The sequence below is a fragment of the Rhodococcus sp. NPDC058505 genome (assembly GCF_042720095.1).
Classification (GTDB): Bacteria; Actinomycetota; Actinomycetes; order Mycobacteriales; family Mycobacteriaceae; genus Rhodococcus_G.
Genome location: NZ_JBHXNB010000008.1, coordinates 40,267 through 65,643, shown reverse-complemented (window position 1 = coordinate 65,643; position 25,377 = coordinate 40,267). Strand labels below are relative to the sequence as shown.

Here is a 25,377-nt window from a genome sequence, read left to right as displayed (position 1 = left end):
GCACCACACCGCGGCCGTCAAATCTGTTTCGGGACGCCTCGTAATGATCGGCGAGGTGCGATGACGAACTCAGACGTGGGCAAACTCGTCGTTCAGCGCGGCACGTCCGATATCGCACGGATTGGCGAGATCACAGACGGGCAAGTCCGACTCGAGCAGTTTGAATCCCCCGCCCAACCCGTAGTTGAGGCTCGCTGGGTGCCACTCGCTGACGTCCAACGAGTCCGCCTAGGAACGCAGTCCCGCGTGTTCTTCCAAGATGCACAGCACCGGTGGCGGGCGGGGCGTGTCATCGGTGGCGGACCAGACATCTACTACGTTCGACTTCCAAACGTGGAAGTGGATCTGCAGGTGCCAGAAAACTTGCTTCGGGTGCGTTGGGAACGCCCGACCCACGACCCCCTGCAAGTCCTCCTGTCGCAGGCCAACGAGACACCGCGCTATCGTGACGCTCGTGAACCTGTGCGGCGCCTGCTGCTGGCAGAGAGAAGGGCAACAGCGTCGGCAACTGGCATCATGTCGGCTGGCGTACGTCTCCATGCACACCAGATAAGCGCAGCACTGCGGATCATCCGCGATCCTGTGCAGCGCTACCTCCTTGCCGATGAAGTGGGGATGGGCAAGACAATCCAGGCTGGATTCGTCATGCGTCAACTCCTGCTCGACGCCCCCGGAAGGCGGATCGGCATCATCGTGCCGGATGCGCTCGTGGGACAATGGCGTTCCGAACTGCTCGACAAGTTCTATCTCGACGACTTCCCCCTCTCGAATGGCAGGCTGCCGTTCCAGATCGTCCCGCACAGCGAACCCGACCGATGGGTCGATCTCTTGGGCGTCGACATGCTCGTCATCGACGAGGCCCATCTGCTCGCCCGGACGACGGGCCCGATGGACTCCCCGTACCGGGAACTGGCGATGCTCGCTCATCGGGCGCCACGCCTGTTGTTGTTGTCTGCAACACCGTTCTCCCGCAGCAGTTCGACCCACCTGGCGCTGCTGAATTTGCTCGACCCTCAGTTGTTCCGCTGGGAAGCCCGGGAAGAGTTCGAGCATCTGCTCGAGGCACGCCGAGAGTTGGCGGTGGCGATCTTCGGCCTCGACGAAGAACCCGATGCCGACAACCCCGAGTTGCTCCAGTTGCAATTCGACGAGATCTTGAACCTGGTCCCCCACGACGTCACGCTCAGTGCCGCCGTCGACGACGCGATGCAATTGTTCGGACCGCCTGGAACCGATCCCGAAACCGTCGACATCGACGCCCTCAGGCGAAGTGTCGCAACCGTGCGAACACACGTCTCAGAGACCTACCGCCTCCACCATCGCGTCATTCGCAACCGCAGACACAACATCGAGATGGAGCGACTCGACGACGACGGCCTGCTCGCACCGTTCGAACTCGCTGGGCGCAAGCGCCCTGCGGTGTTGCGCCTGGATGCACCCGAGACCGATGCCGCAGCGAGTCTCGTTGCCCAGTGGACCACCGGTGTCGCGGCCGCTGTACTCGATGACGAACTCGATCCCGCGCCATACGGCCTCGCCCTGGGAGTGCTTGTATCACGAACCGGCGGCCCTGCAAGCGATTTGCTCGCAGCACTCGACTATCGGGTCCACGGAGTCGACACCGACGTTCTCCAGGTCACGGAGAAGGCAATATTGGACGCCGCACCGGCGCTGCCATTCGAGTCCAGCCTCACCGAGGTTCTGCGCGACTCGATAGGAATGGGCGGTGTCGTCGCTCTCGCCGCACGGGTCAACGCGGCGTGCAAAGTGCCCGGACAGGCCATCGTTTTCTGCGGCCGTGGCACGCTCGCCGCCGAACTTGCCGCCCGCCTGCGAAGCGACGCCCCTGCAGTGCGGGTTCATGAGCTGTTGAACGGGAAGCCTGAACAAACTGGGAAGGAGGAAGTCGACCGCTGGCGCTCGACCGGTGGAATCCTGATCACCGACGACAGCGGCGACGTGGGCCACAACTTCCAGGATGCAACACTGGTTGTTCACGTCAGGATGCCCTGGAACGCCAACTCACTCGAGCAACGTATCGGACGTGTGGACCGCTACAGCAACAAACCGCCGGCGGCGCAATTCGTGATTGCAGATGCCGACGCCGAGGGCGTTCCAACCGCCTGGATGAAGGTACTCGCCAACGGCTTCGGAATATTCACCGAATCAATCTCGGCGATGCAAGAAGTGGTCGACGATCTGGCCCGCGATGTCTGGAGCACGATGCTCACGGACGGCATTGAGGGCTTTCTCGCGAGTTCCGACTCAATCCAGAGTGAACTCCTTCGGGAGAAGCGGCGGATCAACGAGATCGATGCGCTCGAGTCGAGTTACGGCACCCACGCCGACGGCGCGGCGATGGCGCTGGCCATCGCCCTGTACGAGGAGAAGCCCGACCAAATCGAACGCCCCTACCGCCAACTCATCGAAGGAGCCGAAGGCATTCGACTCCACGGTCGAGAGAACAGCGATGGCAGTATCACCTTCGAACGCCATCCAAAGGCAGATCCTCTCGTCAGCGTCCGACTACTCACCAAACTCATGACGGTCGAGGCAGTCCGCAGTGGCTTCTTCGACCGTTGGAAACTGAAGCCAACACGGCGCCTGTTCCGGCGCGGCAACCCCTTCATCGATGGGGTCGAGAAGCTACTGGCATTCGACGATCGTGGACAGGCTGCCGCGATGTGGCGACGGTGCCCAGGATACGAAGAACCGCATGCGTTCTTCGGCTTCGATTTCATTATCGAGGCCGATACGGGACCAATTGTCGGCACAATTGGCGACGATCGTACGATCGAACCAATTGCGCGACGCCGAGCAGACAACGTGTTGCGACCCCAACAACACCGAATCTGGGTGCCGGCGACCTCGAGTGACGTCCTGGACAATTCCCAACTGGCCGCCTACCTGTCCCTGCCCATGAAGGACGGCGGCCGCGACACCAACCTCAACCCCGAGCGAATTTCCGCTCTCCACACCGTCATCGGAGGCGAGAAGAACTTCGAGGTTGTCGCGAAATCCTGCTACCAGATCGCACTCGATCACCTGCAGGCAGCAGCAGACCTCCTCGACGTGTGTGGCAAGGCCGCAGACAACGTACGAACCGAAACGGGACGAGTCCTCGCCCAGAGTCGCGCTCGAACTCAAGCGGCCGGCCTGGTCAGCGACCCACGCGCATTGGACGCCGAGGTGGCAATCGGTCATGCAATCGAAAAGGCCGTCACGAACCCAACAATCAGGCTGACAACGGTCAGTTGTGTAGTCCTGTCTACGCAGCCTTGGTCGGACTATGTCGCGTAACGACCTTTCAGTAACTCAATCCGCACTGGCAGCCTGGCCCCACCCCATAGTGGTGGACCCGGATTGGGATTGCAGTGACGCGTGCCTCCGACTTCTCGACGCGATGGATGGCCTGGGCAGTGGCGCGGCGCACTGGCGTGATGCCGCCGGCTTGATTCGGCAAGTCTTGCTGACGTCCCACACCACGTATGGCGGAGTTCCCGTGTTGGCGGTTCCATCGGATCCATCATGGCCAACGGCGGAGCAGTGGCGAGAAGCGGAGTGCTCCTCAAACCCGCTGACCGACGGGCGCCTGGCAATTCGGGCGCTCGATTGGCATCCCCCAAGCCGGAATAGCACTCCCGCAGCCGAGGAACTCGCACGCGACCAAGTCCGTGCCGTGTACCGAGATGTGGATTCAGAGAACGCAACACAGCTACCTGCCGACCCGTTTTGGAGGCAGGCGCATCAGTACAACTCCTACCGCGGGGAGACCCAACGTCAGGCTGCTCGGGCTGCAGTACTGAACGAGAACGGGGCACTGGTCATCGCGCTTCCGACAGGACGCGGTAAGACTGCCGTCGCCTGGTCGAAGACGCTACTCTCCGTTCACGGAGTCACGATTGTCGTCGTCCCAACCATCGTCCTCGCTCTCGACATGGAACGACGGACACGAGAGGCTGCGCAGCACCGAGGACAACCACTCAGCCCACTGAATCGGTACGCCTACGTTGGCTCACTCGATGGCCAGACAAAGAAGGACCTCCGCGAACAGATTCGATCCGGTACACAGCGCCTGCTGTACACCTCACCGGAGGCGTTCGTAACAGGCCTCGCTGCCGCCGTGCTCGACTGTGCCGATGCCGGATTCTTGCAGCAGGTCGTCATCGACGAGGCACACCTGGTCGACCAGTGGGGCGCCGACTTCAGGCCGGAATTCCAGACGATGCCCGGACTGATCCGTGAAGCGCACGAGAGAGCACCAGTGGGAAAGAAGCCTTCGGTGCTGCTCCTCAGTGCGACGTTGTCGCAGAAGCCGCTCGACCTGCTCACCAGCCTGTTCGCAGTCGACGACGAGAAGGCGGACCTGGTCTGGGGATCAGAACTTCGCACAGAACCGGCGTTCTTCTTCGACGCCCTCGGCGACGAAGAAGAACGCAACCAAGCAATTCTGAAAGCCGTGACCACACTTCCCCGTCCGCTGATCCTCTACACGTCCAAAGTCGACGACGCAGAGAGTTGGACCACCCGACTTCACGAGAGGGGCCTCGCCCGCGTCGGCTGCGTGACCGGCAAATCTACCGAGGCTGAACGTAATTCAGTCATGGCCCGCTGGCGCGGACTCGCCCCCTCGGGGCAGAGTGGAGCGACGAGCCTCGATGTCATTGTCGGAACATCTGCATTCGGCCTGGGACTCGACATGCCGAACGTACGCACCGTGGTGCATGCCTGCCTGCCCGAAACAGTCGACCGCTTCTACCAGGAGGTCGGTCGTGCGGGACGAGACGGGCGACCGGCGGTTGCGTACCTCTGCAGCGGCCCCGGCGGCAAGCAGATCGCGGAGCGACTGAGCAGGGTAACCATGATCGGCGACGACAAGGGATGGGACCGCTGGCGAAGACTCCTCAGCTCAGGCACCGAGGTCCGTACGCTGCGATACCGAGTGCAGAAGAGCACCCTGCCGGAGTACATGACCGAGGGGTACGGCCGCAGCGCCAGTTGGAACGTGCGCACACTGACGTTGATGGCACAAGCAGGGATCGTCCGCCTCCGACCGCCGCAATGGGTTCCAACAGAAGGAGCGACTGCTGATGCCGACACGCAAGCGCGTGAGGCGTTCTACGCCAACATCGATGACTTCATCGAGTTTGAGCTGCTCCGCGGAGACTTACAGGGCGAGACCGGATGGATTCGGGCCCTGAAAGAGGTGCGCGAGAGGGTAAATACAGCACAAGCAGCAGCACTGGATGCTTCGGCCACTCTCATGACCGGCGAGGAATGCGTCGGACGCGTGATCGCGCGCCACTATCGAGTGCACCACGACGGCGGCACCCTTCTGACATCGCCGGCGTGCAGGGGATGCCCCGCCTGCCGACGTGATCCCGCATCATCACCAGGCACCGACCCTCAGGAACCCAACCCCTTCTTGCCGGCCTCACACGCTCTCGCCGATCCCTTGAGCACGTGGCGTGGAAACTGCCCCGGACTTTTCATCCGATTCAGCGAAGGGCAAGATACCGAACCGTTGCTCGTCCGCCTGGCCCAGAAAAAAATCAACGTGTTCTCTGGCCTGACGCCTGCCGATGCCGACAGACTGCAGTCCGCGGTGCCACATACACCGATCATTCTCGATGAGGCGGATTCGCACCTGCGCCTGTCGGAGCACTACCCGGGGCCGATGGTCTTTGTCCTACCAAATGGCAATCTCGACCCCGCGGTACGTGAGCGACTCGACCTTGGACTGGTCAGCTACATCCTGGGACCCGACTCGACACCCGATCCTGATCGACCGGGAAACCTGCTTCGGGACGTCACCGGGGTGACCACCAGCGTCTCCGCCGACGCACTACTGGAAAGTATGTAATGGACGTTCTGAACCCCAGCCCAGCCCTGTGCCTTCCTCAGGCAATGTGGATCATCCATCGAACGATCATGGACAACCCCGACCTGAGCAAGGACCAAGTACTCAACCTGGTGACTCCGACCTCGATGCGAAGTGCGATACCACAGAGCGGTGCGCATGCCGACCGCGCACTGCATGGACTGCGGGAGTTCGGCCTCGTACACCGGGACTCCGACGACCTTCACAGCGCCGAAACAGTGAGGGATGTAGCCGACTTCATGCGCCGCCTCCGGCACCGCCTCGTGGTTCCACCCGAGACGATTGGCCAGGAAGCAGAAGGGGCACCAGACCTCCGTCGCGGCCTCGTGTGGCTCATGCGACAGATTCCCACCCAACCACTGCACTGGAGAGACACCCAAACCTCGATGCCAGCAGGTTTGTTCACAAACGACACGCGGTGGAACGGGTTCAGTTGGTGGAGCCAGGCACTCGGCTTCAGTCGGCCCGCACTGAAAATCATGGTTCCAGCCAAGCAGAATGCAACGGGAAGGATCGTGGCTGACCCGACCGACGCGGTCGTCGACGTGATCTCCCATCCCGTAGGTCCGCCACTACCGATCGGTGAACAGATCCCCGTCCAGCAGTTTCTCGATTTTCTACGCAGTGAACTACCAGTTCTACCAGGGCATCCACACGCCACCTATGACGGACTCGAGGAGGACGTCGACACCGGCATGCGCGCACTCGGACTGGCGTTGTCGTGCGCGGAAGAGCGCGGCGTCCTGTCGATGACCTATCAGTCCGACCCATCCGGGGTGGTGGCTCTACCTGACGCGCGCGACCACGGGCGCGACCGCTACGTCTCGGCTGTGACAATCGGAGGATGACGACCACGATGAGTGAGCAAATCAACTACGTATGCTGGTCTGCTGACACCGTCACCGCGACGATTCCCACCGAGGCCGCGACTCAGTCCGAAGCTGTGCTGCTCGCGACTCACTCACCGCTGCGTGTCACCCGGCAACGTGGTGATATCAGCGGCCATAGGACGTCCGAGTACGTGACCGAGGAGCAGATCCTCGACGAGTTTCTCAATTCCTCACCAACCAACGGCGTGCTCATTGCAACTGTGCTAGGAGAATCCGGGGCCGGCAAATCGCACCTGGTTCGCTGGATGGACGCCAACATCACGGAAACGCCCCACCGCCATGTGATCTACCTACAGAAGACCGAGACAAGCCTGAAGGACGTTATCGAGAAGCTCCTTCTCAACCAAACGGACCCTGAATTCGACGAAATCCGCGGCAAACTCTCCAGCCTCGGAGCTGGCATGACACAGGAGGAAATGGAGCAACGGATCCTTCTGGAGCTCGCAGAAGTGTTGCGTACGCTGGAAGCCGATACGCCGCTAGCGAGGACACTCGTGGGCGACAACGGGTTGCGATTGTTCTTTCTCGACCCGCTCTTTCGCGATCACTTGCTTCGTCCCGATTCGTTCATCAAGCGGCGGGCGCGGTATTCGCTGTATGGCCGCGACGAATCCGAACCCGACGTGCCACTCGAATTCACGACAGCCGAGTTGCCGACCGATATCGGCGACTACGCCAACATCGGAGATGCCGCGGCGGCCACTCGGAAGATCTTCGGCCGACTCTCAAATCCAACCTTGCAGACGGAGGCCGTCCGCCTCCTCAACAAGGTCCTTGACACTGCAGTGACGAAGGCAGCCAGCCTCAACGTCGGCGATGTCAGCCAGGCGTTCAAGCGCATCCGCGAGAAGTTCGTCGGCCACGAGATCGTACTACTGATCGAGGATGTCGCACTCATCCAAGGCGTCCGCCGAGATCTCCTGGATGCCATCGTCGAAGTGGGCGTTGTCCAGGGCGTCGAGAAGTACGCGACCGTCCGCACGATGATGGCGGTCACGCCGGGCTACTATCAAAAACTGCCGGACACATTCCGAACCCGCGCCGAGGGATCGTCCCCTACGTATCGCGTCGAGGTCGACCTCGACGCCAATGGAGTAGAAGAGCAGGACTTTGTCGACTTCTTCGGTCGGTACCTGAATGCAGCCCGAGTAGGCAGGACGGAACTCGAGAAGTCAGCACCCAGCGTGCCCAACGCGTGCAGCGAATGCCAGTTCCAGGCCCCCTGCCACACCGCCTTCGGCGCGTCGGGGCAGGGCTACGGCCTGTATCCATACAACCAGGCAGCGCTCATTCGCGCCGTGCGAGCCTGCGCGGACACGGACGGCGAACGGATCGTTTTCAACCCACGCAGAGTCCTGGCACGAGCAGTTCGCGATGTCCTCACCGACAACATTCGCACGATCCGTGACGGAGTTTTTCCTCCGGCGGCGCTGCTCAGAGACGAGTCGGCGAGGGCCGCACTGCCCTTTCTACCCACCCAAGTCAGGGAGCGGATCGAGAATGCCTTCCCCGATCCGGAAGCTGGCCGAATCGAGACGCTGCTGACATTCTGGGGACGCGAGGGAACCGAGCAAATCGATGCTGGCGTCCTCCGAGCGTTCTCCCAACAACCAATCCCCAGCGACCTTGTCGATCGGACCAAACCGGGCTCGGATCCAGTCCGCGGCCCAGACAAAGGGAAGACGCGAGGGCCAGACGGCACCCTACCCCCATCATTGCGGAAGGATCTCGAAGACGTCGACGCCTGGTCCACTGGGACGACCCTTCCCCAGGGACTGGCTAACGACCTGCGATCCATTGTCCGTGAAGCCCTGCTTGCGCGGGTTCAATGGTTCGACACCGTCATCAAAGAGCCCACTGCGGAAACTCTGAAGAAGGCGGTACCGGAAAACGCGCGAGGAGTATCCATTGAAGGTGCCAACGAGAATATCAACGCGGAACCCGTCGTGCGACTGTCGCGCGACGCCCGCACCGCAATGATGTTCCGTGGCCTCCTGTTCATCCGCGCTGGCCTCTGGCAACAGGCCGGGCCGGGCCTACCCCGCCTGGATCAGATCGTCTCCGAACATGTCGACGAAGCCAAGCGGCGGATCCTCGACGTGCTGGCTGTCGACGAGGATTCCTTGGTGAAGGCAACCGCGTCGTTGATCAAAGGTGCCGCTGCCTGTGGACACCTCCCCCGGAAGGCCGCCGACCTCGACTACATCAACGCCGCACTTTGGGACGACCCGACCACACCACGGGCCGACAATGCGGCGCGTTCACCAAACTGGCAGGCCGCCTACAACGCCTACGTCTCGCAGCGCAAGGACGTAGTCAAGTACTTCCTCAGCGCAGTCGGTCCCTCCCAAGGCGTAACTGGAGCCGTGTACGCCGTAGCCCCTTATCGGATGACACTCATCGTGCGGAAGGCAAAGGTCCTCGCCGCCTCGAACGACGAGATCGATGTGCCCTCATGGTGCAAGGAAGCGCACCGGAAACTGAAGGAACTGACCCGCGCCACCGACTCGCAGCTCGAGTACTGGCAGTCCTTGCTCGATCGCATTCGCAAGCACCTCCCAACCGGAGTGACGTTGATCGAAACAATTGACGCCACTTCCGAAGCAACCCGCACCGGCCAGAGCCACGGATATGTCAAGGTCCGCGAGAACCTTGCCAGCGTCCTTGCACGAAACGAGGATGCCCGCTCCTGGGATCAGAGCGCAATGTCGACGATCACGAGACTCGTCGAGTCCGCCAAGACACAGAGCGGTCTTCCACGACTCAGCACCGTGGGCACGGATGCAGGGGCTGACCTACCCGCCATCGCGGACTACCTCGACTACAGCGCGAACTGGATCGAGGCGGGAATCGCCAGCGCGGAAGCCGACACCGGGACCACGGCAGACATCGACGAACAAGTAATGGCCACCATCACGCAGTGGTTCGCGACAATCGAGGAGACCGAGCCTCATGGCTGAGGACACTGTCGACACCAGTTTGGCGATCCGGGCCCGGCGGCTCAGCGCGCTGTCACGCGCGCGTAGTGAGACCGAGCAAGAACAGCAAGCGCAGAACCAGATCAAGACTGCGCTGGGAAAGCTGCAAACCGAAATCACCACGTTGGGTACGACTCTCCGCCTGCATAGCAAACTCAACGAGGTCGGCGCCCCCGTCCATCCCATCGAAGGACTGGCCAAGCCGGCCACGAAGCTGCGCGAGCAAGTCGAGAGCATCGGTCGCCCGACACTTCAGTTTCTTACTGCCCGAACGAGGGACGTCACCACGGCGTATGCAGCGATTGCGGCCGACAACAAGTTGGCGTGGAAGTCGTGGGCTGATGCGTCCATCGCTCAACTTCCGCAGAGCCTCATTCCACGACTCGGTGCATCCACACGGTCGGATGTGATTGCGCGGATCAGCGATCTGAAAAAGACTGCTGACATGTCGAAGTTTACCGCCTCAGATATCACAGTGTTTGTGACAACGCTCGAGTCGGTACAAGAGATCCTCGCCGACGTCGGTACGTCGGATCTCGATGTCATCCTCGCAAAGTTCGGGAACGGCCGCGTACGCCTTGCCGATCTCAGCGAAGAGGAACTTCTACTTCTGCAGCGTGACGAGGCACTGGCCGACCAACTGTACCTGGCTCTATCATGACCAACGACCGTTGGTCCGGTGTCGGCGATCTCCTGAGTCGGCTCGAGGATGTCGAACTTCGTCTGCTGTCCTGGGGCATTGTCGATGGGTTCCTCAGCCGAGACGAGGTTGAGAATGCCATCGATGCGCAGTTGGATATTGATGCCAAGCGTTCACACGAAGACCTACCGACCGCTGACGAGTATCTTCGCCACCTACTGGACACGGGACTACTCCACCGTCTCCCGGTATCGACACCGAGGTACCGGACCAGACTCGGCGAGACGCTGCGCCTACTCCGCACACTGCGCCAACTTTGGCCGCCTAAGGATCCCGCCGTCCCCGGTTGGTGGCGCAGTTCGAGCACCCTGGTAGCCGACTATCGACTGCGCGTAGCACCGCGACGCTACCCACGGCGTTCAATCACACCCATCGAAGCCAGCAACAGTCTCGCCTCGACGCCGGGGTGGTCTCCAGTCCACGCCGACATACTCGCGCGCATCGTCGGCGATTCCCTCCTGGCGTCGTTTCAGCTCAATGCCACCGCCTCAATACTGTCTGCGCTCGTCGATCCCGGACTCTCGGCCCGGATCATCACCGCTGGAACAGGATCCGGCAAGACCCTCGCCTTCTACCTCCCCGCTCTGCTGGACATTGCCGCGACTGCGGACACCCGTCGGGCCGGGCCACACACCCTGGCCCTATATCCACGCAATGAATTGCTGCGTGACCAGGCACGAGAGGCACTGAAAACAGTCGACCAATTGGGCCCACTGAACGGACCCGGGTCCCGCCCTGCGCGGATCGCACTGCTGTACGGCGCCACGCCCAAGGACTCCACCCAGTTGGGTGGGCGCTGGTCGAGTTGGAAGCGGCAAGGGCAGGGGTGGGTTTGCCCCTACTTCACGTGTCCTGTCGATAGTTGCCGCGGCACACTGACATGGTCAGAGGTGGACTGCGCCGCACACAACGAACGCCTCACCTGCTCCACTTGCAACTACTCGACCCAGCCTGGCACGTTGGCTCTGACTCGCGAATCGATGGCCGCGAATCCGCCCGACATTCTGTTCAGCTCCACCGAGATGCTCAGTCAGCAATCAACGTCCTACGGTCTGGGCAAATTGCTGGGATGGCGCGGCGCCAACGGCACTCGCCTCGTACTTCTCGACGAGGTCCACACCTACTCAGGGACCCACGGTGCGCAAGTTGGCCTCATGCTCCGCCGATGGCGCCACGCCAATAGCCGACGGGGGGAACCGAATCCGGTAATGGTGGGACTGTCCGCCACGCTACGCGACGCCGGCGACTTCTTCGCCACCCTGACAGGGACCGATCGCAGCAACGTCGAGGTGATCGCTCCCGCTGACGGGGACATGCTGCGGATCAGCCGCGAGTACGGCATTGTCCTTCGCGGTGACCCCATCTCGGGAACCTCCCTGCTCTCGACCACGATCCAAACCGCCATGCTCCTGGGTCGTGTACTGGACACCACCCCTCACCACTATGGCTCCGTCGCATTCGCGTTCACCGACAACCTCGATGTGATCAACCGTCTGTACGACAACCTTCGCAACGCCGAGGGCATCAAACAGCGAACAGGCCGGCCCGGCGACCCTGTCCTGGCCGATCTCCGTAACCCGCAGGCGCCGCACTCAGGCGACAGGTATGCCGATGGGCAGTCGTGGGACCTACCCGCGCATCTGCACCGCATGGACCGACCGCTGCGAATCGCCCGGACATCCTCCCAGGACGCCGGCACCGACTCCAGCGCTGACATCATCACCGCCACCTCATCGCTGGAGGTCGGATTCAATGACCCCCGTGTCGGCGCTGTCATCCAGCACAAAGCGCCCCGGGACCTTGCCTCGTTCCTGCAGCGACGGGGACGAGCGGGGCGGCGACTCGAGATGCGACCGATCACGGCCGTCGTCCTCTCGGACTACGGCCGTGACCGGATTGCCTATCAGACGTACGAGAAGTTGCTGGATCCGGAGATCGACGCGCGCACACTCCCGATCAACAACCGCTATGTCATCAAGATGCAGGCCACCCACTCCCTGCTCGATTGGATCGGCCGCAGGGCACTTGCTGACGTCCGAGAAATCCTTGCCCTACCGCGAGGCAATTGGACCAACCCGAGAACCAAGCATGTCATCGGCGAGTTGACCGAACTGTTGGGCAACGCACAACGCCAACAGGAACTTGCCGAGCATCTCCGCCGATCGCTGATGCTGACACCGACTGAAGTCCAGGCTGCGTTATGGGAAGAGCCCCGCTCTCTGCTCCTCTCCGTCGTCCCCACCGCATTGCGCCGACTGGAATCACGATGGACAACGCTCAGCGGCGAGATTGACCCCGGCGCTGTACCGCGTTCGCCTCTCCCCGAGTTCATGAGTGCCTCGCTGTTCGCCTCCCTGAACAGTCCAGACGTGGATTTCGATCTCCCCGATGAACTTGGCGGTCAACAACCGCCACCACCCACCCCTATCGCCCAAGCGCTGCGCGAAGCAGTACCGGGAAAGGTAAGCCGCCGCTTCGGCTACACGAGTGCCCGAGCACGTACTTGGCTTCCGACCCCGCCGCCATGGGACTACCTCGAACTCAACGACATCGTTGCACGAGGCCACCGACTGGGTAAATGGACCACCACCGAGGGACAGAGCTACGACGTAGTGCGGCCCTTGGCAATCAAGTTAGGTACACCCCCCGAGGACGTCGAAGACTCCTCAAACGCAAGACCGCGGTGGCGATCAACATTCGAGTTCGATCGGGCATCACTACATCAGGCAGACATACCGACGCCCTCGGTGTGGTCGGATTTCGTGGACACGTGTGCGTTCGCACTACACCTAGGCGGTAGCCCTCTCAAAGTCCGTCGGATGACAATTGGATCCGATGGCGAAGTGCTGAAAGCGAATGGAACCCGCGAACCCGTCCATGTCCGGTACGCAATTGATGGCCAAGTAGCAGCACTTGGATTTGAACTCGATGTCGACGCTATGGTCGTCACCGGCCGACTCCCCAACGCAGACAAAGGGTTCTTACGCGAGTTCGCGAATAGCGCGCCATGGCGGACGTTGGCCTTCCGTCGTCGCGTACTCGAGGACGAACGCCTCGACGAAATCGCCAACCTATTTCAGCGGGAACGACTCGCCGAGATCTACCTGCATGCGTTCACCGCCCTCGGATTCGCGGACCATCGCACCACCGACATCCCGGCCACCCTTACGCACGGTCGGTGGGCCGACGATCTTCCACAGTTCCTGACAGTGGCGTATCGAGCCGACGAAAGTGACGCGGACAATCCAGGTCGGACTCTCGCCGATCTCCTGTCCCTCTCAGAGGATCCAACTGTCAGATCGGTACTGGACGAACACGGCCAACTGCTGGCATCCCCCGACCTATACTCCGACACCACCGACCTGCTCGATCGCGTATTTCTCGACACCTTCGCCAACGCCATCCTTGCCGCTGCCGAAGAGAGCATCCCCGACGCCGAGGACAGCGACCTGGCCGTCGACGTCGAGTTCGACGCGACAGTCCGCGCATACACGATCATCGTGTCGGAAACCTCGATCGGCGGACTCGGCCTTATCGAGGCCTTGAACCGGGACTACACCAAAGATCCACGCCAGTTCTGGGACGCGGTCAGTCGTGCATGCTCACCTACCGACGCAGAAGACGTGGACCATGCCCTGCAGGAAGTGCTTGGTAACCTTCTCGACTCGACAAGCCCAATCGCGCACGCGGTTGCACACTTCCGTGGTGCTGCTGGAACCAAACAGATGGACGAAGCTCTCGATGATCTCCTGAACGCATGGACGGAATCGGACGGCCCACCCGGACACCTGCTGGTATCAACATTCGCCGCCCGATTCCTGCGTCCAGGATCGACTCAGATGATTGATCGCCTCGTCACGGACCTCGCAAAGTCGTGGACACACCATGAGGCCCGCCTGGGGGTCGAGATCGACGCGCGCACCCTCGTTTTCCATGCCAGTCAAGGTGACCTCGGATACGGGATCGCACCCCTCACGTCGGATTCAGCATTCTCACTGCTCTGGTTGCGAGGTCCGCAAGCTCGATTGCGCCGGCTCGAACATTGGCACCCCTACCGCGACGATGTTGTGGTCGAACGCCTTGTGCTTGACGACATCGTCCGGGATAGAAGCGCCACCGTGGACGTCACACAACCCCAGTGGCTCATGGAGTACACGCAGTACATCGAGACCGGTGGCCGTGTCGTCCTCACTGCACCCTATCGCCATAAAGATGTACTGGCCGAATGCATTCGACAGGCCATCGTCACCGCAGCCGAACACAACGGACTGCGGGTTTTCGGGCGAGTCACCGGAATCCACCACCGGCGAGGGATGGTGCGTGCCGTTCTCTCGCTCGCAGAGGAACTGCAATGAACAACGCCACCCGAACAGTTCGGACCCGCCCCCGAAGCGGCCTCGCCATCGGTGATGTCCTCACCGCTGCCCTCGTGTCCGAACTGCTCCAACCCAGCGACGAGTTCTGGCTTGTCACCGGTTGGGTATCGGACATCACCGTCATCGACAACTCGATCCACCAGTTCGATGCAGTTGTCGGCACAGAGGCACGGTCCTCCCTGAGTCTCACCGAGGTGTTCGCGCTCCTGACCCAGCGCGGAACCCACCTACACGTCGCCGTTCGGACCGATCCGCACAACGAGACCTTCGTCCACCGACTGAGTCGAATGTGTGTAAAGGAGAACCTGCACCTGTATTCCAGCGACGACCTCCACGAAAAGATCATGATCGGCTGGACGTGGGTACTGAAAGGCTCGATGAACTTCACATGGCACGGAACCCAGCGAAACGAAGAAGCACTCGACCTTGAAGTCGGGGCCGCCAACGCAGCCCGCCAACGACTCGACGTTCGTACGCGATGGATCGGCGGTCAATCATGACGCAGCCAGATCCAGAGCAGTTCCTGTCACGGTTCTTCTCGTCGCCCAACACGGTCTGGCCGAACAAGGATCAACAGCAACCAGTAGCAGCATCGCTGGGTCCTTTCCTCGAGGCGTTGACCACTCGAGACGAGTGCCCAATTGTATTGCCCCGTCGCGAGCAATCCTGGCCGGCTGCGATCTATTACGTCATATGCTGGGATACTGGCCACGCTGGCCGTGTGCGTCCGTTGGTCGAAGCCGCACTCGCCCACAACTGGTGCCCGTTCGACGGACGCGTCGCTCACCTCAACCCCCGAGACCCAGTCGAGGCATCGATTCTCGACCTCGTAGGACCAGGCACGACCTTCATCCTGCGACCAACGCAAGCCACGGCAGGACACGCATACAAAGCCGTCAAGCGCATGGTTGACTCGCTGCGCGGCCAACCGCTGCGATTACCCACGCGGGCACGCCCCACCGGCAGGATGCTGCGCGAGTTCGAACTCGCCCTTGCCAACGGATCCGCCGAGACATCGGCAACCCTTCTCGCGGAGATCGAAGCTTTCGCAGGAATCTCTCACGAGAACGTCGCGTACCTACAGATCCGGCGACTAGCTCGTCTCGGGCGGGATCGAACCATCCTCGCGCATGGGGCCTTGCCTACAATCGTGTACTCCGAACCGCCAGTGTCGGTTCGCGAGGCAGTGCTTGGCGCCTGGGCGCGCACCACCCTGAGCCTTCCGCTGAGGACAGCGGACCTGGCTGAAGCCATCGCCGCCGTGCAAGAAGCGCAACCCGATGTAGCAATGCTCGTGGACGGCCGCCTCACCACCAGCAACGACCGCGATGCGGCAACGGTGGGAGCACTCGTCGCCGCCGCGCGTGGTGAAACGGCCCTGGCGACGGCACTGGCCACGACCGCGGCGATCGCCCCAGACATCCTCGGCATCCTGCTGCCCGAAACAGGGCCGGTCAGCGGCAATCGCGCTGACGACGGCCCATCGATTGACACCGACCTCGCGGCCACGTCGGTTGATGTCGACCCCGACAACGAAACCGACCGAGACGACGACCGCTCCCCCGTCCTCGACTCGTGGCTTACCTGGGTGCAGGAACTCTCGGCAGCACAATCTCCAGAACTTGCCCTCGAGGACTCTCAGCGCTGGACTCCGGCGTGGATGGACGATGGGACGCTCGCCGATGCGATTGATGATCTGCCACACATCGCGACCGACGGACTGCTGTCCGGCGTCGCAGCCTTTCTCGAGGCCGACGAGCTGAACCATCCAGCGATGCAGACGGCTGCGGCCCTTTTGCGCCAGTACATGGTCGCAGAACGATTCGGGCCCAATGATCTGGGCGCCATCTGCGCTCTGCTCGAGATCTTCCTACGTGCGTCACCGGCAGCCGCACCATACCGCGACATGCTGTCGGATCTACGATCATACGCGCCTCAGTGGGTCGCCGCCAGCGCAGCTCCTCGAGTACTCGACATTGCAGATGTGGTTGCATCCGGGCCCAACGCCGACTCTGACGAACGCGAAACCTTCGTCGCCGCACTGGTCGCTCCGCTTCATCACCTGCGGCACAGATTGTCCCCCGCACTACGGCGACTCGCCGCGCTGGTCTCCAATGACGTCGGGCTCACCCTTGCCTGGGACGACGACGAGAACACCTCAGCCATAGAACACGACCAAATGGGACGTTTGGTCATCCTTCTATACAGCCTTGACACGGGTTGCCTTGCGCGCGTGGAAGAAGCCGTGCGTCTGCAGTGGCCCTCGAGTCGTGTCCACATTTCGTCCGATAAGGTGGGTAACACGGCCCTGCGACAACATGCCCGCAACGCCGACCTGATCGTCATGGCAACCCGTCGTGCGACGCATGCTGCGACCGGTTTTATCACCGACAACGCCGGAAGGGGACTCATCCGACACGCAGACGGATCTGGATCTGCCTCCATGATGCGAACCGTTGAACTCGGCATTAGTGAGCTATCGACATGACGGGCGACGGAGTTGACGACATGCTCACAACTCGCGTTGCCTCGTCAATCCAAGTAGCGGTTAGCGAATAACCCGCAGAAAGACGTTGGTCAGCAATTTCACGTCATTCGGCGTGTTCTGCAGCGAGTTCCAACGGCGCTGGTCGTCAGGACCGAGGTTCCACGCGCCCCCCGTCCATGCCGCGATGTCTCCAATCGAACCAAGCTTTCGGTCGATACGCACCTCGTTGAAGTCCTCGGGCACAACCCCTTCGGTGAGTGCGTCCATGACGTAGCCCAAGGCCTGGATCCCGACGCCATGCGTGAGCCGAGACTTGCGAGGCGGAAGCTTCCACTCGATCGGCCAGGTGTCCTCAACGAGCTTCCAGAAGGCAGTGAGGTGCAGCACCATCTGCTCGACGTCGCCGGTACCGTCCTCAGCATTCCGATACTGGTACAGCGCGCCGTCGTACAGGCTGTTCTCGATCATTTTCAGGATCGTGTTGTCCTTGATATCGCCGGCCGGCGACGTGGGCATCGCAATCTTCTGATAGAACGGCCCCTCGGGGTCACCGTTCAGCCGAATCATCACCTGCGCAGGCAGTTGCCGGCGCGCGTACTTCGGCGGTAGGTAGCCCTCCGTGTCCGGGAGCAACTCATGAATCAGGCCCTTCGGCAGTGGCTTCGTGTTGTTGACGAGGATGAACTGCGAGCGCTGCTCTTCCTCGGAGTTCGCGATGAACCCGACTGCGGCGACGGGGAACTCCCCCAGGTCGGCATCGCGGATCGCGGCACTGCGCTGTTGCCCGTCAACCAGCAGTGCCGGCTTGTCTTCCTCGGCAAGTCCTTCGTCAACGGGGATTACCAACTCGCCGGGAACCGCGTAGTCCACGACGCTACGTCGCCGCGCCGACTCGAACACGACGCGCGAATCGAATGCGAGCACAACAGCATTCGGCAGCATCGCACCATCCGATTCCAGGTAGCGTCTGATCGCCTTGATATGGCTCAAGACCTCCGGTCGCTGATACCCATCGAGCGCCCCGTCATCATCACGGTGGATTCGGGACACCGTCGCAAAGTCGTGAATCTTCTTGCCATCTACAGCGAAGCAGTAGATACGACGCTCACCCTGCTTTACCTCGATCGCAGGCACTCGAATCTCGTACTTATCGGCCACGTATACCTCTCACGTTCGATTCACGGTCGGCAGCGATGCCATCTGTTCCGCGAGCACAGATAGGTTGTGAAATCCCCTGCGCTTGTTTCGTTCGGTACCGCGGAAGATGATCATCTCGATGCCGTGCTTCTCACACAGTCCACACCGGCATGTCCGCCAGGGAACAGCCACGAGAGTCCGCTCGTACTGTCCGGCGTAACTGGTCGAGACCCCGATCAGCGACTCGTACGCGAGAAGCGCCGACATCGCCTCACCTACAGAAGCCTGAGCATCATCGAAGGCGCGCAGCACACGGAGGGTGTGGCGTTCCGCGGCAATCGCGTCCCCCTGCGAGACCACGCCGGCCAGAATTGCCCGCTTGAGTTTCACGTTTCCGTCGACCTGCGGCACCCGCAACGCCGCATACTTCGTGTCGCGGGTGTGGAAGTTGTCGCGATCATCCATGAACGACTGGCGGAACGCCGACGTACTGTCGAAACTCGTCACCCCGAGACTAGCGAAGGCCTCGATCGAGTCGATTCGGGTGACACCAAGCAAATGTAGTTCTGTGCCGGTGTTGCGGACCTCATCGATCGCCCTAAGACAATCGAGAATGTCTGGCGTCTTCAGAGGAACCATTCCTCCTAGAGCGATTCGCGAGTATCCCATCGCTTGGAGTTCCTGCACGCTGTCTGCGTAACTTGCGGGGTTCCAACCCTGCGCAGCGCCGACCGGTTCAACCGGACTCTTGCGAGCCCGGACGACCTCGAGGAAGTCCTCGGCGTAGCGAAGTGAGATCTTCCGCCGTTCGACCCAGTCCTCCGGGGGGTCGGTCGTAGCGCCGGGCTTCTGGTATCCGAGGATGATGTGATCGACGCTGACTCCCGCTTGGAATCCGCACTCCTCGTAGAAGTCAAGCACCTCCTCGACGGTGTACGGGGGTTCCGTCTCCCCGACGTAGTTGAACGCACCACAGTCACCGAGTGTCGCGACACCCTCCGGGAGTCGGAAGAACCGTTCGACGCCAAGCCGATAGAGCCTCTGCCGCTGCGCCATGGTGTACTTTCCGACGCCTCGGATCGAACCGTCGACAATCGCCTTCGAGACGAGGATCCCGTCGTACGCAGGAGAGGTCAACACCTCGTGCGCGTACCGGTCGTCTCGTTGCCGCACACGCATCGGCGAGTATTCATCGTTGATGAAATCGTAGGTCGGACTGACCAGATCCTGGCTATCCGGAAAGTAGAACTTCACTTCTTCCCCGCTCTGGCCTCGACGTACTTCCGCGCCAAATAGTTTGACAGCGCCGAAATATGCCGGGGTGTGTTCTGCAACTCGTCCCAAGGAAGTCCGAGTTCGTTCCAGGTCCCATCAGTCCACCGACAAAGCGGGGCAACACGTTCGAGTTCGCGCCGAACCTCCGCATCGATCGACTTGGAGGTCAGATCCAGATGCACCATCACCCTGTCCATCAATCGACTCATCGCTCGGATGCCGACGCCACCCATCAGTCGAGACTTCGCCGGAGGCTTACCCCACGCGTCTGGAAAGACCTCGCGGACCGCCGCCCAGTAGATGAGCAGCAGACGTCGGATCCCTTCGGTGTCAGTCGTGCCTGTAGCCATGTTCCGATAAGGGAACAGAACCCCCGAAGGCGACTCAAGCGACTCTTTGATCGACTCAACCAAACTCGTGTCGGTAACCACTGCGCGTCGACGCTCTTCGGTATCGCTCGAAGCCCGCTTCACCAGTCCACAGAAGGGCGACTCGGGATCCTGGTTCAGCATGTCGACGAGGGCCGAGGGAAGTCTGCGCGCCGACAGGCGAGGCGACGGTGCCGCAACGACCTCTGGCAGCAACTCCGTCACCAGATTCGCCGGCAACGGCGACACCGTGTTGATTCGGAGGAACTGTTCCCGCTGCATCGAGAGTGTCGGCGCAACGAACCCCGCGATCGGGACAGGAATTCTCTTGTTCTTGGTCCGCGCCAACGCGAGGCTTCGCTGCTGACCGTCAACGATCCAGGCCGGGCGCGGCGCATCGGGGTCGGTCGACAACGGGATCTCGAGAGTCCCCGCGGTCGACAGACCGTCACTGGTGGCCGGTCCTCGGCTCGCTCTGAACCTGACGGTCTCGGGCAACGCCAGTATCAGGCCGTTCGGGAACAACACCTCACCGGAGTTGAGGTAGTCGAGAATTTGCTTGACGTGGTTCTTCCGTTCCGGCCGTTGATATCCGATCAGCTTTCCGGCCTCGTCGCGAGATATCCTCGCCACGTCGGCGACCGCGTCGATTTCCTCGGCCGCAAGCGCGAAGAGGTACACCGGCATCTCAGGATTCTGTTGAATACGCAGCGCGCGTCGCTCTATCTTCGCTTCCCTTTGGGTCATGCCGCACCTCCGCGAACAGCCTTGAACAACCGACCGAAGCGCTTCTGCTCGCATGCAACGCCTGCGTCACGAAGGCGGCGAAGGGCACGCGTCGCCGACAGGGTGGGATCGTGCGTCAACAGTTCCTCGATCAACTCCGTCACCTCGTTGTCCCGCAGAGGCATTCGGTCGTACCGTTCCTCGACTCGAACCGCACTCGCCCACGATTGCCAACGCTCGTCGTCAGCAGCACAGTACAACTCGTTCGACTCACGCAGCGCAAGCCACGAGCGCGCCATCCGCAAACTGACGCTTGAAGCAGTGCCACCAAGGTGGGCGCGGAGAGCGCGGTCGGACGCGAGTCGAGGTATCCCTGCGATATCACGCGCCCCGCCCACCAGGAGAAGGTCGCCACCCCGTCGCCCCAACGCCTCAAGGTCAGTCTCCAGGGCGCGCGCGTAGTTCTCCGACAGGACGAGCAGCGTGCGCTTACCCGCAACGTCCGTTAGTTTGAGCGATGCCGGCAGGGCCTCGAGCCTGTGCCACCAATCACGGATTCCGGATGAACCGGCGGCGACGGTATCGTCCTGACCCGACGCGAAAGTTGCGGAGTATGCCGCGGCCCGTGTTGCGCAACTCCGCAGTCCCAATCCCGCGGATGCAACGAGCAGTGTGACGTCGAATCCAGCTGTCGCCGCATCCCGAGCCAGACCCGTCGCCTGCACCCAGGCTTCACCCTGGTACAGGGTCCGCAACTCCACATCGGCGGGCACAGTCGACAGCCGATCAGCCCACTCGATGAAGCGACTGTCACCGTCGCCGGCGGCAAGGGAGCGTACCTGCAGCAAGGGATGGGGCCTGACCGACTTGCGGTCAGTGCAGTTGACTACGAGTGTCAGTTGCCGCACAGCACCTCCTTTCGTAAGTAGAAACTACCCTACTATCGATGCGACTCAGCATCGCAGTTTCCGCTACGCTTCTGAAAGCTCACGATCGAACAACCAGGAGGCCCGGTGGGCACACCAGCTGTAGTACTTCTCAGCGGAGGACTCGACTCGACGACGGTGCTCGCGATGGTCCGCGATCAGGGATACGACGCTTACGCGCTCTCGTTCCGGTATGGACAACGCCATACCGTCGAACTCGAAGCAGCCAGCCGCGTTGCGACGGCGTTCGGCGCAACCCGACACGTTGTCGCCGACATCGACCTTCGAGTGTTCGGCGGATCCGCCCTGACCGACGACATCGCCGTTCCGAAGCACGATGACGCTGCCGAGGTGAACACGCCTGACGAGATCCCGTCGACCTACGTGCCGGCACGGAACACAATTTTCCTCTCGTTCGCACTCGCGTACGCCGAGACCGTCGGCGCAACCGACATCTTCCTCGGCGTCAACTCCCTCGACTATTCCGGCTACCCGGACTGCCGCCCCGAGTACATCGCTGCGTACGAGTCGATGGCCAACCTTGCAACCAAGTTCGGCGTCGAGGGTGCGCGCATCAAGATCCACACCCCTTTGATCTCGATGACGAAGGCCGAGATCGTGCAGGCCGGCCTCAGCATCGGCGTCGACTACGGATTGACGTCCTCCTGCTATGACCCCGACGAGCAGGGTTGGCCTTGTGGACACTGCGATTCGTGCCTTCTGCGTTTGAAGGGTTTCGCCGACGCGGGCCTGACGGACCCCCTCAAGTACCAGAGCGCCTGACGTGGCATACAAGGTCAAAGAAGTCTTCTACACGCTGCAGGGCGAAGGCATGCATGCGGGGCGCCCAGCGGTGTTCTGCCGGTTCTCGTCCTGCAACTTGTGGACAGGTCGCGAGGAAGACCGTCACCGTGCAATCTGCCAGTTCTGCGACACGGACTTCGTTGGAACCGACGGGATCAACGGCGGCAAGTACCAGACACCCGGCGAACTCGTAGACCAGATCTCGGCGCAATGGCCCTCCGGGGACACCGAGCATCGGATGGTTGTTTGCACTGGCGGCGAACCACTGCTCCAACTCGACTCTGCCCTCACGTCGGAACTCCACCGCCGCGGCTTCTATGTCGCGGTCGAAACGAATGGCACACAACCGGTCCCGGACGGGATCGACTGGCTGTGCGTTAGTCCCAAGCAGGGCGCCGAGTTGGTTGTGTCAGGTGGCAATGAACTCAAACTCGTCTATCCACAGGATGACAACAACCCTGCCGACTACGAGAACCTTGCCTTCACGTCCTTCCGCCTCCAGCCTATGGACGGCGCAGACGTTGCGGACAACACCCGAGCAGCGGTTGACTACTGCCTACGAAACCCACAGTGGCAACTCAGCCTCCAGACCCACAAGTTCCTAGGAATACCGTGACAGTCACCAGCGAGATCTTCCGCGAGTTCAGCTTCGAGGCCGCTCACCGACTCCCCAATGTGCCTGAAGGGCACAAGTGCGCACGCCTGCATGGACACTCGTACAGGTTCTCCGTTCACGTCGAGGGCCAGGTCGACCCGACGCTGGGTTGGATCATGGACTTCGGCGACTTGAAGCAGGTTGTTCGACCGCTCGTCGAGCAACTGGACCACTACTACCTCAACGAGATCGAAGGACTGGAGAACCCGACCAGCGAAGTACTCGCGGTCTGGCTGTGGGAGCGCCTGCACCCGGGTCTGCCGGGACTCTCCGCGATCACCGTTCGTGAGACCTGCACATCCGGGTCCACCTACCGAGGGTATGCCGGACCATAAGTCGCTCGGCATGACCGGTGGTTACGTCCGCAAATCTTCCAGTTGATGGAACAGACTCTGCAGAAAGCGTTGTAAGTGTGAAGAACCAGTCCACCCTGATCGGTTCGGGTGCGGCGATCGCGCTGCTTGGCAGCGTAGTCGCGGCCAACTGGGCAACAACTCGATTCGGATTCGTGCCGGTCGGATTCGGCCAACAAGCCACGGCGGGAACGTTCTTCGCAGGGTTTGCTCTGGCAGCGCGGGACGCCACACAGGACGCACTGGGCAAGGCAGGGATGCTGGCAACAGTGGCGGTCGGAGTCCTGATCTCCTATATCATCGCCGACCCCTTCATCGCACTGGCGTCCGCCGCTGCTTTCGCGGTGGCCGAATTGCTCAATTTCGCTGTCTACACACCACTTCGGGAACGCTCACGCCTCGGAGACCGGCGTTGGGCCACTGCTGTCGTCTCCTCGTCGATCGCTGGCGCCATCGCAGACACCGTTGTCTTCTTGTGGATCGCTTTCGGATGGGCGGCGGTCGCACCCGCCATGGTGGGCCAGTTGATCGGAAAGATGTGGGCAACCATGCTCTATCTTGCCGCAGGGAAGGCTGTATCCACGCGGTTGACGAGTGCCCCTGCCGCGTAGCCACTGTACACTTTTGGGACTGCCCCACCCGCCCTCATCGGCGGAGGCACACGGCAAGATCGAGCGGTTTCACCGCACCATGGCGACCGAGTGGGCCTTCGCCCGGCACTACAAGTCCGAACAAGCCCGGCAGACGGTGCTGCCGGGGTGGTCGCACACCTACAATCACAACCGGCAACACTCCGCCATCGGGAGGAACGTTCCCCTTCAGTCGCTTGACCAAGGGACTGCCCCACCGACAGCCCCGTCTCACCGATTCACCGGATACCGTCCACCGCCAAGTTCGGAAACAACGTCCGCGAATTCCTCTACCGCGTCGGGATGGCCGTCGAAGTAGTCCTCCCAGAAGCCCGCCCTAGCGAATCTTCCGTGGGTGATCATCAGCCCCCCACCTCGACCCGGGATCAAGATCCATCCATCAGGCACCGTGTTGTCCACGACGTCGAACATCCCAGCCGGCCAGATCGACGCCAGCCCGGACTTGTCGATTACCCGGTACGTGGTGTCGGACCGATGCGAGATTGCAATCTCCAGCACATCTGATCTGCCCTCCAGCAGGGTCGGATATGGCGCCCCAACAGTATTGGGAACCCGCTCACCTGCTGGCTTCAGCTCTACGATCACCTTGACCACATCACTTTCGACTTGTAGTCCAATTCGTACATCACTTCCAGAGTCATCCGGTTCATGTAGAAGTGAGCCTCCACGCGGCCATGCTGCCAAGGCATCGACCCACTCGTGAACTTCGCCCAGTCACGAACATCACCACCTCGCTCCGCGACCTGCCGGGCGAACTCCGGATTGCCAATATTCTCCCCTCGAATGACGTCATACGCCCCCGCGAGCACATCGTCATGCAATCGTCCGTCATCCGTGAATAGACTCGACAGCTGTCGATCGAGAAGTTCAGACCGCAAGTACTCAGCCGAGATTGGGCTCTCCGGGTAGCCGGACTGCGTGGACACACGATTTCCCCCACACGCCTCCGGCGCCAACCCAAACGGATCGATCCACCCCGTCGGATTGTGCGGGTACGCACTCGGATTCGCCGCGGGCGCCAACCCGAGCGGGTCCGGCGTGACGTACCGCCCGAGCGCGGGGTCGTAGTAGCGGTGCAGGTTGTAGTGCAGCCCGGTCTCGTCGTCGCAAGAGTCCTACCAGAACCCGCCTGTGACATCAGTGCGTACGGCCAAGTGGTCGAACCTCGAC

Annotated in this window: 19 protein-coding genes and 1 pseudogene; 13 read left to right on the top strand and 7 right to left on the bottom strand. The window is 61.6% G+C overall.

Going from position 1 to position 25,377, the window contains the following annotated elements; translation table 11 throughout:
* Positions 1-60 precede the first annotated feature (60 nt).
* From dpdE to ACFWPA_RS08590, 8 genes are read left to right on the top strand one after another with little or no spacing between them, the layout of a single operon-like run.
* Positions 61-3,300: a protein DpdE gene (gene dpdE / locus ACFWPA_RS08625; RefSeq protein ID WP_378506798.1), complete on the top strand. Its 3,240-nt coding sequence runs from the start codon at positions 61-63 to the stop codon at positions 3,298-3,300.
* Complete coding sequence (gene dpdF / locus ACFWPA_RS08620) at positions 3,290-5,863, top strand: protein DpdF (protein ID WP_378506797.1); 2,574 nt, start codon at positions 3,290-3,292, stop codon at positions 5,861-5,863. Before dpdE ends, dpdF begins: the two co-directional genes overlap by 11 nt.
* Positions 5,863-6,729: a hypothetical protein gene (locus ACFWPA_RS08615; protein ID WP_378506796.1), complete on the top strand. Its 867-nt coding sequence runs from the start codon at positions 5,863-5,865 to the stop codon at positions 6,727-6,729. Before dpdF ends, ACFWPA_RS08615 begins: the two co-directional genes overlap by 1 nt.
* Positions 6,726-9,731: a protein DpdH gene (gene dpdH / locus ACFWPA_RS08610; protein ID WP_378506795.1), complete on the top strand. Its 3,006-nt coding sequence runs from the start codon at positions 6,726-6,728 to the stop codon at positions 9,729-9,731. Before ACFWPA_RS08615 ends, dpdH begins: the two co-directional genes overlap by 4 nt.
* Entirely contained in the window at positions 9,724-10,410 is a 687-nt protein-coding gene (locus ACFWPA_RS08605; protein ID WP_378506794.1) for a hypothetical protein, read from the top strand. The genes dpdH and ACFWPA_RS08605 overlap by 8 nt, the downstream gene beginning before the upstream one ends.
* Positions 10,407-14,804 (top strand): protein DpdJ, encoded by a 4,398-nt coding sequence (gene dpdJ, locus ACFWPA_RS08600; RefSeq protein ID WP_378506793.1) that lies wholly within the window; start codon positions 10,407-10,409, stop codon positions 14,802-14,804. The genes ACFWPA_RS08605 and dpdJ overlap by 4 nt, the downstream gene beginning before the upstream one ends.
* A complete protein-coding gene (gene dpdK / locus ACFWPA_RS08595; RefSeq protein ID WP_378506792.1) occupies positions 14,801-15,325 on the top strand; it encodes a phospholipase D-like domain-containing protein DpdK in 525 nt (174 codons plus the stop codon). The genes dpdJ and dpdK overlap by 4 nt, the downstream gene beginning before the upstream one ends.
* Entirely contained in the window at positions 15,322-17,313 is a 1,992-nt protein-coding gene (locus ACFWPA_RS08590) for a hypothetical protein (protein ID WP_378506791.1), read from the top strand. Before dpdK ends, ACFWPA_RS08590 begins: the two co-directional genes overlap by 4 nt.
* Positions 17,314-17,373: 60 nt before the next feature.
* On the opposite strand, the gene dbpB (ACFWPA_RS08585) is transcribed toward ACFWPA_RS08590, so the two are convergent.
* Genes dbpB (ACFWPA_RS08585) through ACFWPA_RS08570 form a run of 4 tightly spaced genes read right to left on the bottom strand, consistent with a single transcriptional unit; the run spans position 17,374 to position 21,727 of the window.
* The gene (gene dbpB / locus ACFWPA_RS08585) at positions 17,374-18,471 is read right to left on the bottom strand and encodes a DGQHR domain-containing protein DpdB (RefSeq protein ID WP_378506790.1); all 1,098 of its coding nucleotides are present in this window, start codon (positions 18,469-18,471) and stop codon (positions 17,374-17,376) included.
* A 9-nt stretch (positions 18,472-18,480) separates the two neighbouring features.
* Positions 18,481-19,704 (bottom strand): tRNA-guanine transglycosylase DpdA, encoded by a 1,224-nt coding sequence (gene dpdA, locus ACFWPA_RS08580; protein ID WP_378506789.1) that lies wholly within the window; start codon positions 19,702-19,704, stop codon positions 18,481-18,483.
* Positions 19,701-20,840, bottom strand: coding sequence for a DGQHR domain-containing protein DpdB (dbpB, locus tag ACFWPA_RS08575; protein ID WP_378506788.1), 1,140 nt, complete (start codon positions 20,838-20,840; stop codon positions 19,701-19,703). The genes dpdA and dbpB (ACFWPA_RS08575) overlap by 4 nt, the downstream gene beginning before the upstream one ends.
* Positions 20,837-21,727: a hypothetical protein gene (locus ACFWPA_RS08570; RefSeq protein ID WP_378506787.1), complete on the bottom strand. Its 891-nt coding sequence runs from the start codon at positions 21,725-21,727 to the stop codon at positions 20,837-20,839. Before ACFWPA_RS08570 ends, dbpB (ACFWPA_RS08575) begins: the two co-directional genes overlap by 4 nt.
* A gap of 105 nt (positions 21,728-21,832) precedes the next feature.
* On the opposite strand from ACFWPA_RS08570, the gene queC reads away from it, so the two are divergent.
* From queC to ACFWPA_RS08545, 5 genes are all read left to right on the top strand, one after another.
* Positions 21,833-22,528 (top strand): 7-cyano-7-deazaguanine synthase QueC, encoded by a 696-nt coding sequence (queC, locus tag ACFWPA_RS08565; RefSeq protein WP_378506786.1) that lies wholly within the window; start codon positions 21,833-21,835, stop codon positions 22,526-22,528.
* Between the two features lies 1 nt (position 22,529).
* A complete protein-coding gene (gene queE, locus ACFWPA_RS08560; protein ID WP_378506785.1) occupies positions 22,530-23,165 on the top strand; it encodes a 7-carboxy-7-deazaguanine synthase in 636 nt (211 codons plus the stop codon).
* On the top strand, positions 23,162-23,539 hold the full coding sequence (gene queD / locus ACFWPA_RS08555) for a 6-carboxytetrahydropterin synthase QueD (protein ID WP_378506784.1): 378 nt from the start codon (positions 23,162-23,164) through the stop codon (positions 23,537-23,539). The genes queE and queD overlap by 4 nt, the downstream gene beginning before the upstream one ends.
* Before the next feature lie 77 nt (positions 23,540-23,616).
* Complete coding sequence (locus ACFWPA_RS08550) at positions 23,617-24,168, top strand: VUT family protein (protein WP_378506783.1); 552 nt, start codon at positions 23,617-23,619, stop codon at positions 24,166-24,168.
* Positions 24,152-24,505 (top strand): integrase core domain-containing protein, encoded by a 354-nt coding sequence (locus ACFWPA_RS08545; RefSeq protein WP_378506782.1) that lies wholly within the window; start codon positions 24,152-24,154, stop codon positions 24,503-24,505. Before ACFWPA_RS08550 ends, ACFWPA_RS08545 begins: the two co-directional genes overlap by 17 nt.
* On the opposite strand, the gene ACFWPA_RS08540 is transcribed toward ACFWPA_RS08545, so the two are convergent.
* The 3 genes and pseudogenes from ACFWPA_RS08540 to ACFWPA_RS08530 form a co-directional block, all read right to left on the bottom strand.
* Positions 24,418-24,792 carry a hypothetical protein gene (locus ACFWPA_RS08540; RefSeq protein ID WP_378507056.1) on the bottom strand — a complete coding sequence of 125 codons (375 nt, stop codon included), beginning with the start codon at positions 24,790-24,792 and terminating at the stop codon, positions 24,418-24,420. The two genes, ACFWPA_RS08545 and ACFWPA_RS08540, sit on opposite strands and share 88 nt — an antisense overlap.
* On the bottom strand, positions 24,789-25,133 hold the full coding sequence (locus ACFWPA_RS08535; protein WP_378506781.1) for a hypothetical protein: 345 nt from the start codon (positions 25,131-25,133) through the stop codon (positions 24,789-24,791). The genes ACFWPA_RS08540 and ACFWPA_RS08535 overlap by 4 nt, the downstream gene beginning before the upstream one ends.
* 87 nt (positions 25,134-25,220) lie before the next feature.
* Positions 25,221-25,286, bottom strand: a pseudogene (locus ACFWPA_RS08530) (hypothetical protein); the annotation flags it as partial.
* Positions 25,287-25,377 lie beyond the last annotated feature (91 nt).